Origin of the sequence: Diaphorobacter aerolatus (assembly GCF_014489535.1) — a bacterium.
GTDB lineage: Bacteria > Pseudomonadota > Gammaproteobacteria > Burkholderiales > Burkholderiaceae_C > Diaphorobacter_A > Diaphorobacter_A aerolatus.
Genome location: NZ_CP060783.1, coordinates 956,866 through 980,683, shown reverse-complemented (window position 1 = coordinate 980,683; position 23,818 = coordinate 956,866). Strand labels below are relative to the sequence as shown.

General features: G+C 63.4%; 22 protein-coding genes and 5 pseudogenes. 25 read left to right on the top strand and 2 right to left on the bottom strand.

Annotated features, from left to right (window positions below):
* Positions 1–258 precede the first annotated feature (258 nt).
* From H9K75_RS25410 to H9K75_RS04555, 4 genes and pseudogenes are all read left to right on the top strand, one after another.
* Positions 259–1,379, top strand: a pseudogene (locus H9K75_RS25410) (molybdopterin-dependent oxidoreductase); the annotation flags it as partial.
* A gap of 113 nt (positions 1,380–1,492) precedes the next feature.
* Positions 1,493–3,496, top strand: a complete 2,004-nt coding sequence (locus tag H9K75_RS23495; protein ID WP_226858528.1) for a molybdopterin dinucleotide binding domain-containing protein — start codon at positions 1,493–1,495, stop codon at positions 3,494–3,496.
* Complete coding sequence (locus tag H9K75_RS24620; RefSeq protein ID WP_319016876.1) at positions 3,451–3,603, top strand: 2Fe-2S iron-sulfur cluster-binding protein; 153 nt, start codon at positions 3,451–3,453, stop codon at positions 3,601–3,603. The genes H9K75_RS23495 and H9K75_RS24620 overlap by 46 nt, the downstream gene beginning before the upstream one ends.
* 53 nt (positions 3,604–3,656) lie before the next feature.
* Positions 3,657–5,114, top strand: coding sequence for a short-chain fatty acid transporter (locus tag H9K75_RS04555; RefSeq protein ID WP_187724927.1), 1,458 nt, complete (start codon positions 3,657–3,659; stop codon positions 5,112–5,114).
* A 49-nt stretch (positions 5,115–5,163) separates the two neighbouring features.
* Here the strand turns inward: H9K75_RS04555 and H9K75_RS23485 are convergent, their stop codons facing one another.
* Both H9K75_RS23485 and H9K75_RS04550 read right to left on the bottom strand, forming a co-directional pair.
* Complete coding sequence (locus H9K75_RS23485) at positions 5,164–5,406, bottom strand: FCD domain-containing protein (RefSeq protein ID WP_226858527.1); 243 nt, start codon at positions 5,404–5,406, stop codon at positions 5,164–5,166.
* The gene (locus H9K75_RS04550) at positions 5,355–5,825 is read right to left on the bottom strand and encodes a GntR family transcriptional regulator (RefSeq protein ID WP_226858526.1); all 471 of its coding nucleotides are present in this window, start codon (positions 5,823–5,825) and stop codon (positions 5,355–5,357) included. Before H9K75_RS04550 ends, H9K75_RS23485 begins: the two co-directional genes overlap by 52 nt.
* Before the next feature lie 181 nt (positions 5,826–6,006).
* Between H9K75_RS04550 and H9K75_RS04545 the strand changes: the two genes are divergently transcribed.
* The 21 genes and pseudogenes from H9K75_RS04545 to H9K75_RS04455 all read left to right on the top strand — a co-directional run bounded on the left by H9K75_RS04545 (position 6,007) and on the right by H9K75_RS04455 (position 23,791).
* Complete coding sequence (locus H9K75_RS04545) at positions 6,007–6,420, top strand: VOC family protein (protein WP_187724926.1); 414 nt, start codon at positions 6,007–6,009, stop codon at positions 6,418–6,420.
* 491 nt (positions 6,421–6,911) lie between these two features.
* Positions 6,912–7,676: a beta-ketoacyl synthase chain length factor gene (locus H9K75_RS04540; RefSeq protein WP_319016875.1), complete on the top strand. Its 765-nt coding sequence runs from the start codon at positions 6,912–6,914 to the stop codon at positions 7,674–7,676.
* Positions 7,669–8,445: a lysophospholipid acyltransferase family protein gene (locus H9K75_RS04535; protein WP_187724924.1), complete on the top strand. Its 777-nt coding sequence runs from the start codon at positions 7,669–7,671 to the stop codon at positions 8,443–8,445. Before H9K75_RS04540 ends, H9K75_RS04535 begins: the two co-directional genes overlap by 8 nt.
* Entirely contained in the window at positions 8,432–8,692 is a 261-nt protein-coding gene (locus H9K75_RS04530) for a phosphopantetheine-binding protein (protein WP_187724923.1), read from the top strand. Before H9K75_RS04535 ends, H9K75_RS04530 begins: the two co-directional genes overlap by 14 nt.
* Before the next feature lie 30 nt (positions 8,693–8,722).
* On the top strand, positions 8,723–8,983 hold the full coding sequence (locus H9K75_RS04525; RefSeq protein ID WP_187724922.1) for an acyl carrier protein: 261 nt from the start codon (positions 8,723–8,725) through the stop codon (positions 8,981–8,983).
* A gap of 42 nt (positions 8,984–9,025) precedes the next feature.
* The gene (locus H9K75_RS04520) at positions 9,026–9,577 is read left to right on the top strand and encodes a COG4648 family protein (RefSeq protein ID WP_187724921.1); all 552 of its coding nucleotides are present in this window, start codon (positions 9,026–9,028) and stop codon (positions 9,575–9,577) included.
* A gap of 40 nt (positions 9,578–9,617) precedes the next feature.
* The gene (locus tag H9K75_RS23480) at positions 9,618–9,941 is read left to right on the top strand and encodes a hypothetical protein (protein ID WP_226858525.1); all 324 of its coding nucleotides are present in this window, start codon (positions 9,618–9,620) and stop codon (positions 9,939–9,941) included.
* Entirely contained in the window at positions 9,854–11,347 is a 1,494-nt protein-coding gene (locus H9K75_RS04515) for an AMP-binding protein (protein ID WP_226858524.1), read from the top strand. The genes H9K75_RS23480 and H9K75_RS04515 overlap by 88 nt, the downstream gene beginning before the upstream one ends.
* 3 nt (positions 11,348–11,350) lie before the next feature.
* Entirely contained in the window at positions 11,351–12,115 is a 765-nt protein-coding gene (locus H9K75_RS04510) for a glycosyltransferase family 2 protein (RefSeq protein ID WP_187724920.1), read from the top strand.
* Positions 12,112–13,134, top strand: coding sequence for an LpxL/LpxP family acyltransferase (locus tag H9K75_RS04505; protein WP_187724919.1), 1,023 nt, complete (start codon positions 12,112–12,114; stop codon positions 13,132–13,134). The genes H9K75_RS04510 and H9K75_RS04505 overlap by 4 nt, the downstream gene beginning before the upstream one ends.
* A pseudogene (locus tag H9K75_RS04500) lies at positions 13,131–14,687 on the top strand (HAL/PAL/TAL family ammonia-lyase). Before H9K75_RS04505 ends, H9K75_RS04500 begins: the two are co-directional and overlap by 4 nt.
* Positions 14,677–15,105, top strand: a pseudogene (locus H9K75_RS04495) (acyl-CoA thioesterase); the annotation flags it as partial. The pseudogenes H9K75_RS04500 and H9K75_RS04495, both read left to right, overlap by 11 nt.
* Before the next feature lie 7 nt (positions 15,106–15,112).
* Positions 15,113–15,757 carry a LolA family protein gene (locus tag H9K75_RS04490; protein ID WP_187724917.1) on the top strand — a complete coding sequence of 215 codons (645 nt, stop codon included), beginning with the start codon at positions 15,113–15,115 and terminating at the stop codon, positions 15,755–15,757.
* Positions 15,758–15,772: 15 nt separating this feature from the next.
* Entirely contained in the window at positions 15,773–16,180 is a 408-nt protein-coding gene (locus tag H9K75_RS23475; protein WP_226858523.1) for a hypothetical protein, read from the top strand.
* Between the two features lie 442 nt (positions 16,181–16,622).
* A complete protein-coding gene (locus H9K75_RS04485; protein ID WP_226858522.1) occupies positions 16,623–18,209 on the top strand; it encodes an MMPL family transporter in 1,587 nt (528 codons plus the stop codon).
* A 6-nt stretch (positions 18,210–18,215) separates the two neighbouring features.
* Positions 18,216–19,468, top strand: a pseudogene (locus H9K75_RS04480) (NAD(P)/FAD-dependent oxidoreductase).
* Entirely contained in the window at positions 19,465–20,079 is a 615-nt protein-coding gene (locus H9K75_RS04475; protein ID WP_187724916.1) for a DUF3261 domain-containing protein, read from the top strand. Before H9K75_RS04480 ends, H9K75_RS04475 begins: the two are co-directional and overlap by 4 nt.
* 2 nt (positions 20,080–20,081) lie before the next feature.
* Positions 20,082–21,305: a beta-ketoacyl-ACP synthase gene (locus tag H9K75_RS04470; protein ID WP_187724915.1), complete on the top strand. Its 1,224-nt coding sequence runs from the start codon at positions 20,082–20,084 to the stop codon at positions 21,303–21,305.
* Positions 21,302–21,766: an ApeP family dehydratase gene (locus H9K75_RS04465; protein ID WP_187724914.1), complete on the top strand. Its 465-nt coding sequence runs from the start codon at positions 21,302–21,304 to the stop codon at positions 21,764–21,766. Before H9K75_RS04470 ends, H9K75_RS04465 begins: the two co-directional genes overlap by 4 nt.
* Positions 21,767–22,513 carry a 3-ketoacyl-ACP reductase FabG2 gene (locus tag H9K75_RS04460; RefSeq protein WP_187724913.1) on the top strand — a complete coding sequence of 249 codons (747 nt, stop codon included), beginning with the start codon at positions 21,767–21,769 and terminating at the stop codon, positions 22,511–22,513.
* Positions 22,510–23,791: pseudogene (locus H9K75_RS04455) on the top strand (beta-ketoacyl-ACP synthase). Before H9K75_RS04460 ends, H9K75_RS04455 begins: the two are co-directional and overlap by 4 nt.
* Positions 23,792–23,818: the final 27 nt, after the last annotated feature.

Here is a 23,818-nt window from a genome sequence, read left to right as displayed (position 1 = left end):
CTTTTATTAGCTTAACGAGTTAAAGGCAAATAATTTAGCTATTGACATTGATTGACAATTGCAATCCATCGGGCTCAGTTGTAGTGCGCTACATAGCGGTTTTCCGCCAGATCCTGGAGAGTGAGAAGCAGCGACACGGTTGTTTTCTTGGGTGAATTTATAGCTCTACCCCAGTAGTTACCCCGAAGTAGATTCGCCAGGTAGCGCGCTACCATGCAGTGCATCAAATGTAATGTGTCACGCGCTACTTATTGAATCATGCATATTTCAGGCTACTGCACGCTCTGTCGTTCACGTTGCGGGTCCAGCAATGAGGTGGAGAACGGGCGGCTGGTGAAGGTGCTTCCTTTGCCGGAGCACCCGACCGGAGGCGCGTTGTGCGCCAAGGGGCGTGCGGCGCCTGAGTTGCTGGCGAGTCCGTTGCGGCTTGCGTATCCGATGCGGCGCAGGGCGCGACGGGATGCGCTGGATCCGCAATGGGAACGCATTTCCTGGGACGAGGCGCTTGACGAGATTGCGCGGCGCTTGCTGGCCGCGCGGGCCGAGCATGGTGCTGAATCCGTGGCGTTCGCGGTGACTACGCCGAGTGGCACGCCGATGGTGGACAGCTACGAATGGGTCGAGCGATTTATTCGCAAGTTTGGCAGCCCGAATCTTTTGTATGCCGTCGAAGTCTGTGGCTGGCACAAGGACTATGCGCATGCGCTGACCTTTGGCCGTGGCATCGGCGTGGCGGATCTGGAGAACGCGGACATCGTTCTTCTGTGGGGACACAACCCGCGCGAACCTGGCTGGCGCAGGCGACGCGCATCGGGGCGGCGCGTCAGCGCGGCGCCAAGGTAGTGGTGGTGGATCCCAAGCAGGATGGTTCGGGGCAGCAGGCGGATCTCTGGATGCCGGTGCGACCCGGTGCGGATGCGGCGCTGGCGCTGGGTGCCATTCGCCACTTGCTTGAGACCGGGAGTTTCGACCACGAGTTCGCCCAGCACTGGACCAATGCGCCGCTGCTCGTGGATCGTGATTCGCAGCGACTGCTGCGGGCCGAAGAATTATTTGATTCCGCTTCACCCGGCGAATTTCTGGTGTTCGACGCAGATGGCCAATTGGTGGTGCGCAAGCCCGCTGGCGCGATGCAGGAGGGCGCGTGGCAGTTATTCGCTGAAGGGGAGTTCACGGACAACGCGGGGCAACGCCGTCGCTACGCCACCGTACTGTCCTTGATGAAGGCGCAGGCCGCCAAGTTCAGCGTAGACCGTGTTGCGGAACTCACGTGGATGGAGCCTGCGAAGGTCAGCGAATTCAACACTTTGTTCATGCATGCCCCGAAGCTGGCCTACCACGCGTGGACGGGTGTGGGGCAGCACACGAATGCCACGCAGACCGAGCGAGCCATCGCTACGCTCTACGCGCTTACCGGCGCCTGCGACCGGGACGGGGGAATTTGTGGACGAGCGCGCCGCCGTATCGGCTGGTCAACGACTACAAAAGCCTGTTGTCGCCGGGGCAGCAAAACAAGGCCCTCGGGCTTGACGAATTGCCGCTGGGTCCGCCCAGCCTTGGCTGGATCACCTCTCGTGATCTCAGCGGCGCGGTGCTCGAGGATCGCCCGTATCCGGTGCGCACATTCTTCAGTTTCGGAACCAATCTGCTGGTGACGCAGGCCGACACGGAGCGCAATCAGCGCATGCTGCACGCGCTCGATTTTCACGTGCACGTGGACATGTTCATGAACCCCACGGCGCAAAGCGCCGACATCGTGCTGCCGGCGAGCCTGCCGTGGGAGCGCGAAGCCCTGCGTTGTGGATTCGAGATCTCGCAAGAGGCGGTGGAACACGTTCAACTGCGCCAAAAGATGGTCGATCCACTCGGCGAGACACGCGCCGACTACGACATCGTCATGGAGCTAGCCAAGCGCATGGGCATGGCAGACGAATTCTTTGGTGGCGATATCGAAGCGGGCTGGAACCATCAGATCGAGCCACTCGGCATTACCGTCGATGACCTGCGTCGGCATCCCGACGGTATCCGCTTTCCGCAGCGCACTTCACGCCAGAAATACGCTGATACCAAGGTTGACGGCACCGTCACTGGATTCCGCACGCCCACGGGGCTCGTGGAGATTTACTCCGAGGCGCTGCTGAATATCGGCCAGCCCGCGTTGGCGAGTTTCGTCGAGCCTGCCGAGAATCCAGGGACGTCCGGCGACTTTCCCACCGTGCTCACCACGGCCAAGAGCGGCTGGTTCATCCATTCTTCGCTTCGCCACGTGGCGTCGCTGCGGCGCAAGTCGCCGCAGCCTCAGGTGCAGATCAACGTCGACCATGCGCACGGCATTGGTGTGCATGACGGCGATTGGGTCAAACTCGTCACGCCCCAAGGCGCGGTTCGACTCAAGGCGCAGGTTTCCAACACGCTCCACGCGGATGTAGCGGTTGCAGAATTCGGCTGGTGGCAGGGCTGCGAGCCGCTCGGGCGCACGTCCGAGGGCGTCGCGATCAGCGACAGCCAATTCAACATCAACGGCGTGCTGAGCGATCGGCATCGCGATCCCGTGAGCGGCTCGATCCCGCTGCGTGCGACGATCTGTCGCATCGAAGCCGATCCCGAGGCGAATCGGGGAAGCTGGTCGGGAGTGCGCAGCTTTCGTATCGCGGCCAAGTACCGGGCGGCAGAAGATATCGAGCAATTCGATTTCGTTGCCGTCGATGGGGAAGCTTTGCCGGACTTTCTTGCGGGGCAGCACGTCATCGTGTCCACGCAGGACATGGATGTCCGCCGCGCGTACTCGCTCGTCGGCCCCAATCAGCGGCCCGGGATGCTGTCCATCGCGGTCCGGCTCGCGAGGACGAGCAACCAACCCGATGGGCGCATGTCCTCTCATCTGCACGGCCTGCCCGTGGGCTCGGTGGTTCAGCTCTCGCAACCGACGGGTGTGTTCACCATTCCCACACGCACCGCGCGACCGCTGATGTTGGTGGCCGGTGGCATCGGAATCACGCCGTTCATGGGGCATCTGAGAGCGCTTCTTCAGCTTCGCGAAGCAGGGGAAGTAACGCCTTCCGTCGCATTGATCTTCTCCGTGCGACCCGGCGCGCCGCACCCGTTCGAGAAAGAGATCAATGAGCTGGCCGCCGCCATCGGCAGCGTCAGCGTGGACTTCGTCCACGGTCCCGACGCTCCGGAATTCGGCATGGTCAACGCGCAATGGCTGGCCCGCAAGCCACTTGCCTATCTTTGCGGAGCGCCCGGTTTTCTCGGTGCGATGCGCGGAACGTTGCGCGGCAAGGGCATCCCCGACTTCGACATATTCGACGAGACGTTCTTCGCCGAAGTGCAGATCCCCAAAACACTGCAACCACAAAAAGTCAGTATTGCTGGTGCGGACGAGTCGTTTGACTGGACGCCCGCGATGGGCACGCTGCTCGACGCCGCAGAGCGCGCGGGATTGCCATGCCGAGCGGCTGTCGCGTGGGTCAATGCGAGAGCTGCATGGTGACCGTGGACGAAGGAAAAGTCGTCCACCTGAGCAAGTGGGACGGCCCGCCCGACCGGTGTCTCACTTGCATGTCGATTCCGTTAACTCCCGTTGTCCTGCGTCGGTAGCAGGTTTGGATCGCGACCTCGTAAAAAGCCCAACACCCATCAAAAGGCAAGCCATGACACAACTTCACAGTGGATCAGCCCCTGATCAACGCTCTTCTCGTCCGCCCTTGATGGAGCGCTTTTCCCAGACCATCGTCGCGTGGGCCGAGAAATGGTTTCCGGACGCCTATGTGTTTGTGGTGATCGCCTGCGCGGTGGTGGGGCTGGGTGCCTTTGTGCACAGCGGTAACGCGGTGGCGACGAGCAAGGCCTTCGGTGATGGTTTCTGGAGTCTGATTCCGTTCACCATGCAGATGGCCATGGTGGCGGTGACGGGCTATGTGCTGGCGATGTCTCCGCCGGTGGCCGCGCTGCTGCGACGCGTGGCGCAGATTCCGAAGACCGCCAAAGGAGCCGTGGTGTTCGTCGGGGTCCTGAGCATCCTGTTGTCTCTCGTGAACTGGGGCGTGAGCCTGATCTTCAGCGGCCTGCTGGTGCGCGAGATGGCTCGCCGAAAGTCGCTTGGACTGGACTATCGCGCCGCCGGAGCCGCCGCCTATCTGGGCCTTGGCTGTGGGTTCACACTGGGTATGAGTTCGTCGGCTGCGCAGTTGCAGGCAACGCCCGCAAGCATTCCCGCGTCGCTGCTGCCGATCACCGGGGTGATCGGCTTTGATCAGACCATCCTGACGTGGCAGAACCTCGTGGTGATCGTGCTGGTGACCGTCGTGTCAGCCGTGATCTGCTACGTGTCGGCGCCGAGCGCCAAGGCAACACGCACTGCCGAAGACCTCGGCGTCGATCTGAATGCCGATCAGATCGAGCCGGTCAAGCGCCAACGTCCCGGAGACTTTCTTGAGTTCAGCCCGATCCTGACGATCATCGTGCTGGTTTTGGCACTGGGGTGGTTGTGGAATGCGTTCCGCTCAGGCAACCCGCTCATCACCATGTCGCAGCTCAATACCTACAACTTCGTATTCCTGCTGCTTGGCCTGCTGCTGCATTGGCGTCCACGCAGTTTTCTGGAAAGTTTCGTGAAGGCCATGCCGAGCGTCGGAGGCGTCCTGCTGCAATTCCCGTTCTATGGCGGCATTGGCTACATGCTCACGAAAGTGGTCGACGCCCATGGTGTCACGCTCTCGGACGAAATCGCCCATGTCTTCGTCGGTCTGGCGCATGACTCGGGGGTCTTCTCGCTGCTTGTCTCGATCTATTCGGCGGTGCTGGGTTTCTTCATCCCGTCGGCTGGCGGAAAGTGGATCATCGAAGCGCCCTACATCATGACCGCGGCCAACGAATTGAAGGCGCATCTTGGCTGGACGGTGATGGTCTACAACATTGCCGAGACGTTGCCCAACTTCATCAACCCGTTCTGGATGCTGCCGCTGCTGGGCATTCTGAAACTCAAATCCAAGGATCTCGTTGGATACACCGCGGTGCAGTTCATCATCCACACACCGATCGTGTTCCTGGCCGCCGCATTGCTGATGATGACGTTCACTTACCATCCACCCGTAATGCCCACGCCTTGACGGCGATAGGTTCCGAAACCGCGCGCGCTTCGCCTCTGGCGCCTCGTTGTCAGACGGTCTGAGCGAGCGCGGATCGAAACAGCGGTTTCCACGCCAGGATGTGCCGACTGATGAGTTCTCCGCTGGCCTCGACGTCCTGCCGGATGGCCAGCTCGATCATCTCGTAGTGCTCTTTCACCGAGGCGTGCTGGCGTTTCTGGCCTTCGTCGGAGTCGATGCCGAAGAGTCTCATGTCGTCCCTCAATTGCAGAACGAGCTTGGTGAGCAGCGGATTCCCCACCTGCGCAACCATGGTCTCGTGAAACGCACGATCCCCGCGATGTAGGCCTGGATGTCACCGTCGTCCACGGCCCTTGCCACGACGTCGGCCATGGCGCGGGCTGAACCGGGATCCTGAAGGCCTTGGCGCGCAAGCGACTCCATGGCAGAGCGCTCAATCAGATTGCGCATCTCGAACAACTGATCCAGTGCACCCAGCGACATACCTTCCACCCGAAATCCGCGATTGCGCAGCGGCGAGAGCAAACCATTGCGGCAAAGCTCCAGCAAACCCTCTCGAACCGGCGTGGTTGACATGCCCAGCTCATTGGCAAGCGCCGGAACGGAATACACGGTGCCTGCAGGCGTTCTCCCGGAGACGATCTCCGATCGAACCCGCTCGACCACACGCTCGCGCAGATTGGTGACACGTGACTCCACATTCCTTCCCATCGCTTGGTTCCGCAGCATTCAAAAGATTTGATTCTATGGGAGCAGACGCACAACGGCGTGACGCGCGCGGATGCAGGGGAAAGCGGGAGCGCTGGTCGGCTGCCAGTTGTCGCACAGGCCTTTGCCGCACACGGGAGCGAGATCGGGCTCGCGCCGCGTTTGATGCTATCTTTCGCCCATCATGCAAAGCATTTTCCATCTGGCCTACCACGTCAACGATCTCGAAGCGGCCCGCAGGTTTTACCGCGATGTGCTGGGTTGTGCGGAAGGGCGCAGCACCGAGACCTGGGTGGATTTCAACTTCTTTGGTCATCAGATTTCGCTGCATCTGGGCGAACCGTTTGCTGTTACGAATACCGGGCGCGTGGGCGATCACATGGTGCCGATGCCGCATCTGGGGTTGGTGTTGCTCAAGCCCGATTGGCTGGTTTTGGCGGAACGGCTGCGTGCTGCCGGGACGCAGTTCGTGCTGGAGCCGCAGGTGCGTTTCGAGGGCGAGCCGGGGGAGCAGTGGACGATGTTCTTCCGCGATCCTTGCGGCAATCCCATCGAGGTCAAGGGATTCATGAGCTGGGAGCAGGTCTACGCGCATTGAGTTGAGTGAATCGTCGGCGCAGCAGCCCGAAGCGAACACCGGCGCGGTTGTTCGTTCCGGGCTATTTTTTTGAACTTATTCGTCCAGCCTTCGGAATTTCATGAGTCCGGGCGAGGCCGATGGACGCGTGTCTGCCAGAGGCGCCGCGCCGGTTTGAAGGATGCAGGGTGGATCTGCAAGTCATTGATATTGCAGAGTTATTTTCCAGCGCGAATAGATTCGCGCTATTTTTCCGGGCAGATGCTGCGACTTTTCCTGATTACAATTTGCTGCCAAGAGGGAGCCTTTCCGCGCCGTCACTTTTCTTCACGATAGGCGGGCATAATCGCGATTACGCTTGGATAGCTTGACGGGCCTTGGTTACAAGTAGTCCTCGTCCATGGCAGAAGAGCAAAAATTGACCGGAAAGCATGGAGCGTCGGGGCGCGCTGGATGTGCCTGGGGCGTACAAATCAAAGATCTAACTAACAGATAGATGGTGGTGGAGCAGGGTGAGAGTCGAGTTTTCCATTCGGGCCAGCTCCGCTGTGGCACGCGGCCTGCGTGAGCCTGCAGAGTGGCGGCGCTGGGCCGCTGCGCCGTGCGTTCCTGCCGGCGAGTTGGCGTTGGATCTTTCTCATGTGCCCGCGATGGCCCGCCGTCGACTGGGGCGTCTTGCCAAGATGGCCGTTCTGGTGGCCGACGACGTTTTGCAGCACGCTGCGCCACGCACCTATCTGCCCGTGGTCTGGGCCTCGCGCTACGGCGATTCGGAAAAGTCTCTCGCGCTGCTGCGAGCGCAAGCGGCGGGTGAGCCGCTTTCTCCCACTACATTCGGGCTTTCCGTGCACAACGGGGTGGGCGCGCAGCATTCGATTTTGCGAGGCATGCTGGCCAATGCGATCTGCGTGGCGTCGTCCGGCAGCGCGCCTGAGGCTGGGGTGGTCGAGGCCCTGGCGTTGCTCGGTGACGGCGCGCCCGAGGTCATGCTGGTGTGTTACGACGAGCCGCTCGAGAATGAGTACGCGCAACTTTCGGAGTCTCCAGCCGCCGAGTTTGCCTGGGCGATTCTTTTGATGCCCAAGACCGTGGGCCTGCCGACGTTCGCCTTGTCTGCATCCAATGACGCGACCGAAGCGGACGAAGCGGATGAGGCACCCGCATTGCCTCACGGCCTGCGTGTGCTGCAATTTCTGCTCGATGCGGCCCGCGCGGGCCTGATACAGCCGCGTCCTGAGGGCGGAGCCTGGGTGTGGGAGCGGCTACGCCATGCGTGAGCGGCTCAACCGTTACTGGCGCATCATCGCCACGGGGTTCTGCTTTGCGATGTTCGGGCTCGGCGGCCTGTTCATTCGCTTGATCGTCTATCCGCTGTTGCTGTTGTTCACGCCCGATGCGGATCGACGCAAGAGTGCCGCGCAGGCGGTGATCCACCATGGGTTTCGCTGCTTTGTGGGACTGATGAATTTCGTCGGCGTGATCTCGTACGAGGTGCGCCATCTCGAGCGTCTGGACCGCAAGGGGCTGCTGATTCTGGCCAACCATCCGTCGCTGATCGACGTGGTGTTCCTGATCTCCTTCATTCCGCGCGCGGACTGCATCGTCAAGGAGTCGCTTTCGCGCAATCCATTCACGCGTGGGCCGATCCATGCGGCGGGTTTCATCTGCAACAGCGGCGGTGCGCAACTGATCGAGGACTGCACGCGCTCACTCGCCGAAGGCAACAACCTGATCATCTTTCCCGAGGGCACGCGCACCCCGCTGGTGGGCGAGGTCAAGCTGCAACGCGGTGCGGCACACGTGGCCGTCAAGGGCAAGGTGGACATCACGCCGGTGCACATTCACACCAGCCTGCCGATGCTGCCCAAGGGCCGGGCGTGGTGGAAGGTGCCGGCGCGCAAACCGCATTTCATCTTCGAGGTGCGCGAGGACATCGACATTCGCGAATTCTGTGTGGCTGCCGGCAATGAGTCGCTGGCCGCGCGCCAAGTCACGGACTACCTGTCAGATCATCTTTTCAGAGGACCTTCACGTGCTTCAGCTTGAACAGGAAATCAAGGAACTCATCATTTCGTCGCTGGCGCTGGAAGACATCGCGCCGCAGGACATCGACTCGACCGAGCCGCTGTTCGTGGACGGTCTGGGGCTCGACTCCATCGATGCGCTCGAACTCGGGCTGGCGCTACAGAAGAAGTACGGCGTGAGCATGTCGGCCGATTCAGAGCAGACGCGCCAGCACTTCAGCAGCGTCAACGCGCTGGTGTCATTCGTCGCGAATCATCGCGCCCAGTGATCCCTCAATCTTTCTTCATTGGATACGGCCATGAACAAGCAGGAAATCTTTGAGCACATCGTCCGCATCCTGGACGAGAACTTCAGCATCGAGGCCGCACGCGTCACTCCCGAAGCCAGGCTCTACGACGATCTCGACATCGACAGCATCGATGCGGTGGACCTGATCGTGCAACTCAAGCCGCTGGTGGGCAAACGCCTGAACGCCGAGGCCTTCAAATCGGTGCGCACCGTGCAGGATGTGGTCGACGCGCTCCACAAGCTGGTCAACGAGGACCAGCAGACCGCTTGAAGGCGGCGCGCGAACCGGAACTGACTTTGCAGGTAGCCAAGCATGCGCAACTGGGTGAAATGGGCCTTGATCGTGCTGACGGTGCTTTATCCGCTCGTCGTCTACGCCGCCATCGGGCGCGTGCCGCCGCAGTGGCTCGCGCTGCTGCTCACGGCGCTCGCCGTCGCGCGAGCGCTCGCGGTGCGTCAACGGTTCTGGTGGCTGGTAGCGGGCGGCGCGGCTGTATTGGGCGTGGCCGCGTGGCTCAGCCAGGATGCGCTCATGGTCAAGCTCTACCCGGTCTGGGTCAACGTCGTGATGCTCGCGGTCTTCGGCTTCAGCCTGATTCACCCGCCCACGGTGGTCGAGCGTCTGGCGCGCTTGCGCGAGCCCGATCTGCCGCCCTCGGGTGTGGCCTACACGCGGCAGGTGACCAAGGTCTGGTGCGTGTTCTTCGTGCTCAATGGCGTGGCCGCGGCGGCCACCGCGCTTTACGGCAGCGATGCGGTCTGGGCCTTGTACAACGGGCTGATTGCCTATGTGCTCATGGGATGCCTGATGGGCGTCGAATGGTGCGTTCGCCAGCAGGTGCGGCGCCGTGCGGCAGCGCATTGAATCGGGCGGGCACACCATTCAAACGACAAGGAATGACAAGTTGAAGCAGAGCCTCGCGCTGGCCGATGTGGCATGTGCCGCGACAGATGCGGATTGCATGCCCGTCGCAAACGTGGATGGGAACGCGATGATCACGCGCTCGACATGGATGCGCATGGTGCGTGGCTGGCATGCGGCTTTCACGCGCGTGGCGGGCGACGAGGTGGGCTTTTATTTTGAAGACACGCTTGCGTTTTCCGCCGCGCTGTGGGGGCTTGGCACGCGGGCAAGACGCCGGTGCTGCTCAGCGATTTGCAGCCTGCGACGCTGGATCTGGTGCTGCCCACGCTCAGTGCCACGGCGGGGCAACTGCCCGACGCCGTGATGGCCGACCCTGCGCATGCGGCGCAAATCGATCAGGCACTGCCGAGCATCGACATGCAGAAAGCGCGCCTCGTGCTTTTCACTTCGGGATCGACCGGCAGGCCCGAGCGCATCGTCAAAAAGCTCGCGCAGCTTGACGCGGAAGTGCATGCTTTGCAGGCCGAGTTCGGCGCGATGCTTGAAAAAGGCGCTCCGGGAGATGGGCGATTGCAGGTAATCGCCAGCGTCTCGCACCAGCATATCTATGGGCTGCTGTTTCGTGTGCTCTGGCCGTTGTCGGCGGGGCGCGAAATCGGAACGCAGTTCGCGCGCTATCCCGAAGACCTCGTGCAGCAGCTTGCCAACGGCGAACGCAGCGTGCTGATCTCCAGTCCCGCGATGCTGAGCCGCCTGCCCGTGCAATTGCCGTGGGCCGGTGCGCGAGCGCGACTCAAGGCCGTGTTTTCCTCGGGCGGGCCACTCGCGCCGCAGGCATCGGCGCTTGCGCAATCCGTGTTGGGACAGTCGCCGACGGAGGTGTTCGGCAGTTCGGAGACGGGCGGCATTGCATGGCGTCGCCGGGCCGAGCATGGCGACGTATGGCAGACCCTGCCGGGTGTCGAGACGCGATTGAACGATGGCGGGTTGTTGGCCGTTCGATCACGGCATTTGAGCGATGCCACGCTTTGGTGGGAGACCGCAGACCGCGCCGAGCCGCTTGACGGCGGTACCAGTTTTGTACTGCGGGGCCGGGCGGATCGCATCGTCAAGATTGCGGAAAAGCGCGTTTCGCTGACTGCGATGGAGGCGCGCCTTCAGACGCACGACGCGGTCAGGCTCGCACGGGCGGTATTGATCGAGCGCGCCGATCTGCCCACGCGCGTCGGCATGGTGCTCGAACTCAGCGAGGCCGGTTGGCAGCAACTGTTCGCGACAGGCCGGCACGCCATGGGGAATGCGCTGCGTGCCTGGCTTGCGCCCGTGGTCGAACGCGTGGCGTTGCCGCGCAGTTGGCGCTACGTCGTGCGCATGCCGATGAACGAGCAGAGCAAGGTCACGCAGCAAAGCCTGCTCGCGCTGTTCGATCCGCTGATGCCGCAGCCCGAGTGGGTGAGCCGCGCGGACGACGAGGCGCATGCGCGGCTTCGGGTTGTGGCCGGGCTGCGAGTGCTTGATGGACACTTCCCGCAGGCCAATCTGATTCCCGGGGTCGCGCAACTGCATTGGGCGGTGACGCTCGCGCGTCAGGCGTTCGATGCTCCGGGCGTCTACGCGCGCGCCGAGGTCGTCAAGTTTCAGCAGCCGATTCTGCCGGGCGACACCGTTGACGTGCGGCTCCAATGGCTTGCCGACAAGGATGTGGTCCAGTTCGCATTCATTTCGAGCCGTGGCCCGCATGCCAGCGGAAAATTGCTCAGGCGCGCGTGAATCATGGCCCATTCGATCATCACCATCATCCCGGTCTACAACCATCCCGACACGATGGACGACATGCTGCGCGGCGTGCTTGCGAGCGGGCAGGATTGCATCGTGGTCGATGACGGGTCTGATGCCGACTGCGCACGCGTGCTCTGCGAACTGGCAGCGCGCCATGCGCCGCGCGTGGAGCTGTTGCGGCTCGCGGTCAACGAAGGCAAGGGCGGCGCGATGATGGCCGGCATGCGCCGCGCGCAGCAGCGCGGCTTCACGCACGCGGTGCAGATCGACGCCGACGGCCAGCATGCCACTGCCGACATTCCTGTGTTCGCAGCGGCTTCGCGAAAACACCCCGACGCGCTGATCTGCGGTGCGCCGATCTACGACGAAAGTGTGCCCAAGGTGCGCCTCTACGGTCGCTATGCGACGCATGTGTGGGTGTGGATCAACACGCTGTCGCTCGACATCACCGACTCGATGTGCGGCTTTCGCGTCTATCCGCTGGCGGCGACGATGCGCGTGGTGGATGGCGCGAGTATCGGCAAGCGCATGGAATTCGATGCCGAGATCGTCGTGCGCCTGCATTGGCAGGGCGTGCCCTTTGTCACGCAATACACGCGCGTCACCTATCCGCAGGACGGGCTCTCGCATTTCCGCGTGCTGCGCGACAACGTGCTGATCTCGAAAATGCACGCGCGTCTGTTTGCAGGCATGTTGCTGCGCAGCCCGGTGCTGCTCGCGCGCAAGATTCTTGGTCGGCGAAACGGAGTGGCGGCATGAACAACCCGTCCGTGAACGGCAATCATGACGAACAACGCGCGGATGCTGTGGCTCCCACCACGCACTGGGCGCAGATCGGCGAGAGCACGTTCGTGGCCGGCATGTGGCTGTTGTTTCATGTGCACCGGGTGCTCGGGCGCTGGCCGTTTCTTGCCTGCCTGTATCCGGTGGTGACGTATTACTGGCTCACCCGACCGGTTGCGCGCCGCTCGTCGCTTGAATATCTGGAACGCCTGCACGCATCGCGCGGCGTGTGGAGCAAGGCGCCGGGCTGGCGCGAGAGCCTGCGCCACTTTCGCATGTTTGCGCAGGTCATTCTGGACAAGATGCTCGCGCTTTCGGGCAGTTATCCAGCCTCGCGCGTGCACATCGACGGGCATCAGTCGATTCTTGCGCTGATCGCGCGCGGCCAGGGCGGCGTGTTGGTCACGGCGCATATGGGCTGCATCGAGCTGTGTCAGGTGCTGGCCGAAAAGCGCGATGGCTTGCGGCTCAACGTGCTGGTGCATACGCGGCATGCCGAACGGTTCAACCGTGTGCTTGATCGGCTCTCGCCGGGCAACAAGGTGCGTTTCCTGCAGGTGACCGATTTCAGCGCGGCCACGGCGATGATGTTGTCCGAGCGCGTGGCGGCGGGTGAATTCATCGCGATAGCGGGCGACCGCGTGCCGGTTCAGAAAAGCAAGACGACGAGCGCCCGGTTTCTGGGACACGAGGCCGTGTTTCCGAGCGGCCCGTACGTGATCGCCGCGCTGCTCAAGTGCCCGCTGTTTCTCATGACCTGCACGCATGCGGGCGACGGTTACGCGCTGCGGATTGCGGAACTGGCGGCGCGCGTCGAGTTGCCGCGTGCACGGCGCGACCAGGCGATTGCGGAATACGCGCGCATCTACGCAGCGGCCATCGAGGACCGGCTCGCGGGCGCACCGTTGGACTGGTTCAATTTCTTCCCATTCTGGGCGCAGACAGGTGACGCGGGCGCGGCCCCGGCACGCCCCCAACAAGCACAACAACAATGACAGGCATGACACAGAACGCGAATCCGGCGCTCGTTCTTTTCGACGGCAGCCCGCTACAGATCGAGCACATCACCGCGATTGCACAGCAGCGCGCCAGGGCTCAGCTTTCGCCCGATCCTGCGTTCTCGAGCCGTATCCAGCGCGGTGCGGATTTTCTCGACCGGCTGCTGCGCGAGGATGGTGTGGTCTATGGCGTGACGACTGGCTACGGGGACTCGTGCACGGTCGAGATTCCGCCCGAGCTGATTGCCGATCTGCCGCATCACCTCTACGCTTATCACGGCTGCGGAGCGGGGCGTTTTCTCACCGAAGTGGAGACCCGCGCCGTGCTCGCATGCCGCCTGGCCTCGCTCTGCCAAGGGCTCTCGGCGTGAGCTGGGGCTGCTCAGGCAGCTTGAGCATTTGCTTCACCACGACATCCTGCCGCGCATTCCCGCCGAAGGCTCGGTGGGCGCGAGTGGCGATCTCACGCCGCTGTCCTATGTGGCCGCCGTGCTGTGTGGCGAGCGCGAGGTGATGTGGCGGGGGCAAGTCGTTGCCGCCGCGGACGCGTTGCAGCAAACCGGTGCCAGGCCGCTGCGCCTGCGCCCCAAGGAAGGGCTGGCGTTGATGAACGGTACGGCGGTGATGACGGCGCTGGCCTGTTTGGCATGGCAACGCGGCGACTATGTCTCGCGCCTCGCGTGCCGGATCACGGCAGCGAACGTCGTCGGCATCTCGGGCAACGCCCACCATTTCGACGAAACCCTGTTCGCCGCCAAGCCGCATGCGGGCCAGCAACGCGCCGCCGCGCGCATTCGTGGCGATCTGGTGGCCGAGGCGCCGCTACGCAATTCGCACCGGCTCCAGGATCGCTACTCGCTGCGCTGCGCCCCACATGTGATCGGTGTGCTCGAAGACGCGCTGCCGTTTCTTCGCCAACTGATCGAGGGCGAACTCAATTCCGCCAACGACAATCCGCTGATCGAGCCCGACGAGGAACGCGTGCTGCATGGCGGACATTTTTATGGCGGCCATATTGCGCTCGCGATGGACACGCTGAAGAACGCGATTGCCAACATCGCCGATCTGCTGGATCGCCAGCTCGCGCTGCTCGTCGATACGCGCTACAGCCAGGGCCTGCCATCGAATCTCTCGGCAGCCGAGGGGTTACGCGGCCGATCAATCACGGACTCAAGGCGCTTCAGATCAGCGCGTCGGCGTGGACCGCCGAGGCCCTCAAGCAGACCATGCCGGCGTCGGTGTTCTCGCGCTCCACCGAGTGCCACAACCAGGACAAGGTGAGCATGGGCACGATTGCCGCGCGTGATGCGCTGCGGGTGCTGGAACTGACCGAGCAGGTCATCGCCGCGATGCTGATCGCCGCGCGCCAGGCCGTGCCACTGCGCGAACGCATCCAGGAAGACGTGCCGATCGGCGAGACCATGCGTGACTGGATTGCCGATCTCGCCGGCCGCGTGGCGCTCGTCGAGCAGGATCGGGCGCTCGATCGCGATCTGCAGAATCTGCTGGCGGACATCCGCGCTCATGCATGGAGCCTGTATGCCGACTGAAAAGGAACTGGCCTCGCGCGAGCGCCTGAGTTGCGAGATCGAAGTCACGCCCGCGTTCTACGACATTGACGTGATGGAGATCGTCTACCACGGCAACTATGTGCGCTACCTCGAATTGGCACGCAGCGCGCTGCTCGCCAGGTTCGACTACGACTACCCGCGCATGCGCGATTCGGGCTTTGGCTGGCCGGTGGTGGACATGCGGCTCAAATATGTGCGTGCCGCGACCTTCGGCCAGAAGCTCAGGATTCGCTCGACCATCACCGAATGGGAAAACCGTCTGCGCATCGACTATGTGATCAGCGATGCCGGGACCGGTCAGAAAATCAATACGGCCCACACGATCCAGGTGGCGGTGGACATGAAGACGCGCGAGATGCGTTTTGTCTGCCCGCCGGTGCTGTGGGAACGTCTGGGGTCGAGCCATGAAATCCTGGGTTGTATGCGCCGCGCTGTTGGCCTTGGTGCCGACGGCATTTGCTCAAAACGCCGCGCCCGCTGGGGCGAAGGAGCAGGTCGCGCAGGATCTGCTTGACAAGGTCAGGCAACAGTTGAAGGACGCACCCGTGGTGCGTGGCGGCTTCGAGCAGGAAAAGAGCATCAAGGGCTTCAGGCAGCCGCTGCGCTCGTCCGGAGAGTTCGTCGTCGCCAAGGACAAGGGCATCGTCTGGCATGTGCTCAAGCCGTTCGAATCGACGCTCGTCGTGAAGCCCGACAGCCTGCAATCGCGGCGCGGTGATGGCGAGGTGAGCATGCAGATGCGCGCCGAGGACGAGCCGGTGCTGCGCACCGTGAACGCCATGCTGTTTGCGGTGATGTCGGCCGATCTGGTGCAGTTGCGCAAGTTCTTCGAGGTCTCGGGCAAGTCGCAGGCCTCGGGCTGGCAGATGCATCTGGTGCCGCGCGATCCCCTGCTCGCGCAGTGGCTGGCCTCCGTGGATCTGGAGGGCGGGCCGTTTGTGCGCGAGGTGCGGCTCAAGGAGGCTCGCGGCGACAGCAGCATCATCCGCATTCAGGATGCGCGCGCCGAGTCGCGGCTCAGCGACGCCGACGCGGCGCAGTTCCGTTGAAGGCATGAAGACGCGATGACGCCATCATCCCCCGCAGACGACGCCCATCAGGACCGGCCCGCAAGCACGCTGTGGCGCGCGGCCGCGCTGGTGTGGCTGCTCGTGGTGCTGGCGGTGGCCGGGCATCAATGGTATTTCTGGAGCCAGGGCCGCATCGACACCGACGTGCTCGCGCTGCTGCCACTGGACGAGCAGGCGCCCGATGTGTCGCTTGCCACCAGGCAATTGTCCGAACAGTTGCAACGCCAGATCGTGGTGCTGCTGGGCACATCGCAATGGGAGCAGACCCGGGCCGCCGCGCAGACCTTTCGCGCGGCCTTGAAGACGCAGACCGCCGCGCGTCTGAAAGAAGAGGCGATTGCGCAAGGGTCGTCGATGCAGTCGGCGCTGAATTTCTACCAGCCTTGGCGCGCGGGCTGCTGACCCGAGCCCAACGCGATGAATTGCAAAAAACCAGCGATGCCGGTCTGGTGCAACGCGCGCTACAGGACCTGTACCAACCGGCCACGCAGGCGCGTCTCACCGACTGGGTGAACGATCCGCTCGGACTGTGGACAGGCTGGTGGTCGGCCCGCGCCGCGCAGAGTCAGGCACGGCCTCGGGATTCCGAGCTGTGGGTGGCGGCGCAGGACAGGCAATGGGTGGTGCTGCAGTTCGCTCTTGATGGTTCGGCGTTCAGCCTGTCGGGCAATCCGGTGATCGGCTCGGCGATGGAACATGCGCTTGCCGAGGTGCGCAAGCAGTCGCCCGATGCGCAGATGATCATGGCGGGCGTGCCGCTGCACGCCGAGGCCGCTGCGGTGCAGGCCAACGGCGAGATCAATCTGATCGGCTGGGGCTCGCTCGCGGGTGTTCTGGTGCTTGCGTGGATCGCGTTTCGGTCGCTGCGGCCGGTGCTGCTCGTGGACTGTCGCTGGCGGTGGGTTGTGCGGTGGCGCTCAGCGTCACCGATCTGGTATTTGGCAAAGTGCACCTGCTCACGCTAGTGTTCGGCGCAAGCCTGGTGGGCGTGGCAGAGGACTACGGCATTCACTATTTCGCCTCGCGTCAGGGCGCGCCAGCGCGCAAGCCGCATGCACTCCTGCGCGGCCTGCTGCCAGCGCTGTGGCTGGCGCTTGGCACCAGCGCGATTGCCTACATCGCGCTTGGCATGGCGGCGTTTCCGGGACTGCGGCAGATGGCGTTGTTTTCGGTCGTCGGGCTGGCGGCGGCCATGCTCACGGTGATCTGCTGGTTCCCATGGCTTGATCGCGGACGCGTGCCGCAAAGCCGCGCGGCGTTGCGCATCGGCAGCACGCTGTCGTGGTGGCCTCGCTGGCGCCTTGCGCTGCCATGGTCGCTGGCACTGTGCGCGCTCGCTCTGCTGTGGATCGCCAAGGGACATCTGCTCAACCACATGGACGATGTGCGCCAGTTGCAGAACAGCTCGCCATCGCTGATCAAACAGCAGTTGCAGGTCAGCCAGATGCTGGGTCTGCCGAGTCCGGCGCAGTTCTATCTCGTCAAGGGCGAGAGTGCCGAGCAGGTGCTGGAGCGCGAAGAGGCTCTCAAGGATCGGCTCGACGCGCTGATTGCTACGAAGGAGATCACCGGCTACAGCGCGGTCTCCGACTGGGTGCCCTCGCCGCAGATGCAGCAGCGCAATGCAGCGCTGGTGCGGCACGCGAAGAAGGCGGTGCTCGATGGCGTGAACGCGCAGCTCGGTGAATCATTTGCATCCGATGGAACGAGCGACGGCTCAGGTTCGCTCACGGTGCAGGCATGGTTCGCGCAACCCATTTCTGCCGCCGCGCGCCCGCTGTGGCTGGGCGAGCACGACGGCGCTTTTCGCAGCATGGTGATGCTGCGCGGTGTGCGCGGACAGGCGGCGCTTCCCGCATTGGGTGCGGCCGCCGAGGGCTTGGGTGGCGTGACATGGGTCGACAAACCGGCGGAAATTTCCGGTCTGCTCAAGCGCTACCGCGTCTCGATGACCGAGCTGCTGGCCCTGGGTCATCTGCTGGTGCTCGCGGCGCTGTGCCTGCGCTTTGGCCGCAGTGCCTGGCGGGCTTGGTTGCCGACGGTGCTGGCGAGTCTCGCGGTCGTGGTCATCCTGTCGCTGATGAGTGAGCCCTGGCAGTTGTTCAACGTGCTTGCGCTGATGCTGCTGCTCGGCGTGGGCATCGACTACGGCATTTATCTACAGGAGCACGAAAACGATCCGCAGGCCTGGCTCGCGGTGGTGATCGGAGCGGGCAGCACCTGGCTGTCGTTCGGGCTGCTGGGACTTTCGCAGACGCCCGCGCTGCGCGCGTTTGGCGTGACACTGATGCTGGGCCTGCCCATCGTGCTGTTGCTCGCGCCGCTGTTTCGCTCGGCGCAGGCGGACAGCCCGCCAGACGCGCCGCCCGCGCAACCACAGAACATCGATTCCATAGAGGGCATGTCGTCCCATTCAAACAGGAAAGTGTGAGGGTATATGAGCAAGATCGAGCAAACGGAAATTCTGATCATCGGCGCGGGCCCCTCGGGTGCCGTCGCTGCCGCGCTGCTGCGCAAGCAGGGGCGCAAGGTGCTGGTCATCGAGAAGGAAACCTTTCCGCGCTTTTCCATTGGTGAGAGCCTGCTGCCGCAAAGCATGCAGTACATCGAGGAAGCCGGCATGCTGCAGGACGTGGTCGAGGCGGGATTCCAGCACAAGAACGGCGCAGCGTTTGCAAAGGGCGAACTCACATCGGACTTCGATTTCCGCGATAAATTCTCCAAGGGCTGGGCACGACGTATCAGGTGCAGCGTGCCAACTTCGACAAGGTGCTGGCCGATGCCGCGCAGAAGGCCGGCGCGGAGATCCGTTATCGCCACGTGGTGACGGCGGTGGACGTGACGGGTGAGCAACCGGTTGTGAAGGTCCGCGCCGACGATGGCGAGGAATACACGGTGACTGCGCGTTACCTGCTGGACGCCAGCGGCTTTGCACGCATTCTGCCGCGTCTGCTCGAACTCGAGCGGCCCTCGGATTTTCCGGTGCGCGGCGCACTGTTCACGCACATCGAGGACCATATTGCGCACGGTGAGATGGATCGCCAGAAAATCCTCATCACGGTGCATCCCGAACATAACGACGTATGGTTCTGGACGATTCCGTTCTCCAATGGCCGCTGCTCGCAGGGCGTGGTCGGCACGCCCGAGTACCTGTCGCAATATCAGGGTACCGAAGTCGAGCGCCTGCGCGCGATCATCGCCGAGACGCCGTCGCTCGCAAAGGTGCTGCGCAACGCCGTGTGGGACATGCCGGGCCGCACGCTCACGGGTTATTCGGCCAACGTGACCTCGCTCTGGGGCAAGAACTTCGCGCTGCTTGGCAACGCGGGCGAATTCCTCGATCCGGTGTTCTCCAGCGGCGTGACGATTGCGTTCAAGTCGTCCAGTCTGGCCGCGAAGTGCATCGAGCGCGCATGGAACGGCGAGGCCGTCGATTGGCAGGCAGACTATGCCGTGCCTTTGCAGGCGGGCGTGAATACCTTCCGCGCCTTTGTGTCGGGCTGGTATGAGGGCGGTTTCCAGGACGTGATCTTCCACGAGCGGCATAGCCCGGAAATCCGCCGCATGATTTCGTCGATTCTCGCGGGCTACGCATGGGACACGGCCAACCCCTACGTCGCCGAGCCGCAGCGTCGCCTGAACGTGTTGCGTGAGTTGTGCCAGCGTGACGCAAAGGCCCTGGTGGCATGAAGCCGCTCAAGCCTGATCTGCTGCGCGGATGGCTGCTGGCATCGGCCGCGTGCGTCGCGATGCTGGCCGGTTGCGCGTCACCGTCCGCCACGCCTGAAGAACCGGGCGCACAACCGACGGCCTCACCATGGCTTGCCCTCGCACCCTCTGCGCTCGGCTGCGCGGCGGCGGCGCAGCAGCGGCTGACCGTGCAACCACCGGGCCAGCAGGGCCGGGAACTCGATGCGCTGCTCGAAGTGGATGCGTCCACCATGCGGCTCGCGATTCTCAATCTGGGCCAGATGGTGGGCACGCTGGAATGGGATGGCCAGCAGATCAACCCACAGCTCTCGCGCTGGTGGCCCGCCGTGCTCAAGCCGGAGCAGGTGCTTGGTGATGTGCAGCTCGCGTTCTGGCCGCAGCAGGCGATTGTGCGCGCGCTTCCCGCTGGTTGGTCTTTGCAGGTCTCGGGCGGCGAACGTGTGCTTCGCTACGATGGCGTCGAACGTGTGAAGGTACGCCAGCTCGATGTGAACGCGCTCGAGGTCGTGTATCCACAGGGCCGCTGGTCGCTGCGCATCGACTCGCCCGGCGGGGCCGATCTGTGCAGCAATGCCGTGAAACAAGGGTGACGATGACGACGACGAATGCAAGGCCCCACGTCTTCCTCAATGCGGTGTCGGCCATAAGCGCGCTTGGCGCAACGGGCGACGACCTGCGCGCCCGGCTGTTTGCCGACGTCGATCCGATGACGCTGCGCGTGACCGATCAATATTCGCCGGGACGTCCGCTGCATCTGGGCTGTGTGCCCGGGAACGTGGTATTGCCCGCGCTGGATTTTGCAGCGCCGGTGCATCGCTCGCGCAACAACGCGCTGGCCTGGGCCGCAATGCTGCCGTTGCGCTCGCAGGTCGATGACCTGATCGCGCGCTTTGGCAAAAATCGAGTGGCGCTGATCGTGGGCACGAGCACCGGCGGTCTCGATGAGGGAGCGCATGCCGCCGACGTGTATCGACGCACCGGGCAATTTCCCGAGGGCTTTGACTACCGCATGCAGGAGCTTGGTGACGTGGCCGCGTTTCTCGCTCGCGGCATCGGCATTGCGGGGCCTGCACACTCCATTTCCACGGCCTGTTCGTCGGGCGCCAAGGCGCTCGCGAGCGCTGCGCGCATGCTCGCGAGCGGCATGGTCGATGCTGTGGTTGCGGGCGGCGTCGATGCGCTGAGTGCGTTCACGGTCGCGGGTTTCAGCGCGCTCGATGCGGTGTCTTCAGAGCGTTGCAATCCGTTGTCGGCGAATCGGCACGGCATCAATCTTGGTGAGGCCGCTGCGTTCTTCGTGATGACGCGGGAGACCGGTCCGGTGCGTCTTGCCGGTTGGGGCGAGAGTCAGGACGCGCACCACATGTCGGCACCCGATCCGACGGGGCGCGGTGCGATTTCCGCGATGCAGCAGGCACTTGATCGCGCGCGCATGACGGCGGCGCAGGTGGACTACATCAACCTGCACGGCACGGCCACGCCGCACAATGACGCGATGGAGAGTCTCGCTGTGAATACCTTGTTTGGCGATGCGTGCGCGGTCAGTTCGACCAAGCCGCTGACGGGACATTCGCTCGCGGCAGCGGGAGCGCTGGAGGCCGCCATCTGCTGGCATGTGCTGTATGACAATCCCGACGGAAAATTGCCTGCGCATTGGTGGGATGGTGCGACCGATGACACCATCGCGCGTCTGCAAATCGCCCCGCCGAAGGCGGGTCTTGGGCGACCTGCCAAGGCGGTGCTCAGCAATTCCTTTGCATTCGGTGGCAGCAACTGCGCGCTGTTGTTTGCCGCTGGGGAAAGTCGAAACGGATGACTGAATTTCTGCCCATCGAAAACTACGTTCCGCATCGCGGTGCCATGCTGCTGCTTGACCGGCTGCTGTCCGCCGATGACGAGGGCGCAGTGGCCGAGGTCACCGTGCCGCGCGACGGCCTGTTTCTGCAGGATCAGGGCATGCCTGCGTGGGTGGGGCTCGAATACATGGCGCAGACCGTGGCCGCGTGGGCGGGCTGGCGCGCGCTCCAGGCCAGGCAGCCCGTGAAACTGGGCTTCCTGCTGGGCACGCGAAAGTTCGATTCGACCGTGGATTTTCTCGCGCCCGACACGCGGCTCACGGTACAGGTTCAGTGTGAACTGCTCGGCGACAACGGCCTGGGCATGTTTGACTGCACAATCCGGGTCAACGACGACGTGCGGGCCACGGCACGCATTTCGGTCTATGAGCCAGAAGATGGCAGTGCCTACGTGCAGGCACTGCAAACGACAGAGAATTGAATGACGATTGAATCGAATTCCAAGGGCACCGTGCTGGTGACCGGATCCAGCCGGGGCATAGGCCGCGCGATTGCGCTGCGTCTGGCGCGCGATGGCTTTGACCCGGTGGTGCATTGCCGCAGCGGCGTGGCTGAGGCGCAGCAAGTGGCGCGCGAGATAGCGGCGCTGGGCCGAAGCGCACGCGTGCTAAAGTTTGATGTGGCTGATCGCGCAGCGAGCCAGGACGCGCTCGACGCCGACATGGAGCGCCACGGCGCTTACTACGGCGTGGTCTGCAACGCCGGTATCGCGCGCGATAATGCTTTTCCCGCGATGAGCGGCGAAGAGTGGGACGCCGTGATCCATACCAATCTGGACGCGTTCTACAACGTGCTGCACCCCATCGTCATGCCGATGGTGCGCAGGCGCAAGCCGGGGCGCATCGTGACGCTGGCGTCGGTCTCGGCGCTCATGGGCAATCGCGGGCAGACCAACTACAGTGCCGCCAAGGCGGGCGTGATCGCGGCCACCAAGTCCCTCGCCATTGAACTGGCCAAGCGCGAGATCACGGTCAACTGCGTGGCGCCCGGACTCATCGATACCGAGATGGTCAGCGAAGAAGTGCTGGAGCACGCGATGGACATGATTCCGATGCGCCGCATGGGCTCGGTGGACGAGGTCGCTTCGGTAGTGGCCTTTCTCATGGGGCACGAGGCGTCGTATGTGACGCGGCAGGTCATTTCAGTCAACGGAGGAATGCTGGGATGAGCGCATCGAACAGCAGCAGCAATCACATCAACACCGATATGCGGAGCCACAAGCGCCGCGTCGTGGTGACCGGCATCGGGGCGCTGAGCCCGCTGGGGCACGATTGGGAGACGGTGCGCCGCCAGTTGCACAGTGGCCGCAACGTGATCCGCAGAATGGAGGAATGGGCGGACATCGAGGGCCTGAACACGCAGCTTGGTTGCACCGTGCCCGAGTTCGATCTTCCGGCCCACTACAACCGCAAGACGATGCGCAGCATGGGCCGCGTGGCGCTGATGGCCACGCGCGCCAGCGAATTGGCACTGGAGCAGGCCGGACTGCTCGGCGATCCGCTCGTCAAGAGCGGTGCGATGGGCGTGGCGTTCGGCTCCTCGGCCGGCACGCCAGCGGCCATTGGCGACTTTGGCCGCATGATTGCCGAGAAGACCACCGAGGCATCAACGCGAACACCTACATCAAGATGATGTCGCACACGGCAGCGGTCAACATTGGCGTGTTCTTCGGCCTCACCGGGCGCGTGATCACCACCTCCAGTGCGTGCACCTCGGGCAGCCAGGGCATAGGCTACGCATTCGAAGCCATCCAGACCGGCAAGCAGATTGCGATGCTCGCAGGCGGTGCCGAGGAGCTTGACGCCACGCAGGCGGCGGTCTTCGACACGCTGTTTGCCACCAGTGTGAAGAACGAAACGCCCGAACTGACGCCGCGCCCGTTCGATGCGGAGCGCGATGGCCTGGTGCTTGGCGAGGGGCATGCACCTTCGTGCTCGAAGAGCTGGAGCATGCGAAGGCACGCGGCGCACACATCATTGCGGAGTTGATCGGCTTCGGCACCAATTGCGACGGCACGCACGTCACGCACCCGAACTCGGCCACCATGGCTCAGGCGATGCGGCTCGCCATCGAGGACGCGGGCATTTCGCCGTCCGCAATCGGCTACGTCAATGCGCATGGCACGTCCACGGAGCAGGGCGACATCGCCGAATCGCATGCGACCTACGACATCTTCGGCGGCAACGTTCCCGTCAGTACGCTTAAGGGATTCATGGGCCATACGCTCGGTGCCTGCGGCGCGCTCGAGGCCTGGATGACGCTTGCCATGATGCACGACGGCATGTTCGCGCAGAACGCCAATCTCACGCAGGTGGACGAACGCTGCGCGGCCATCGACTATATCGTCGATGCGCCACGTGCCTTGCAGACCGACGTGGTGATGAGCAACAATTTTGCGTTCGGCGGCATCAACACGTCGCTGATTTTCAGGCGCTGGAAAGACTGATGCTGGAAATCGGGAACGGCTGGCAAT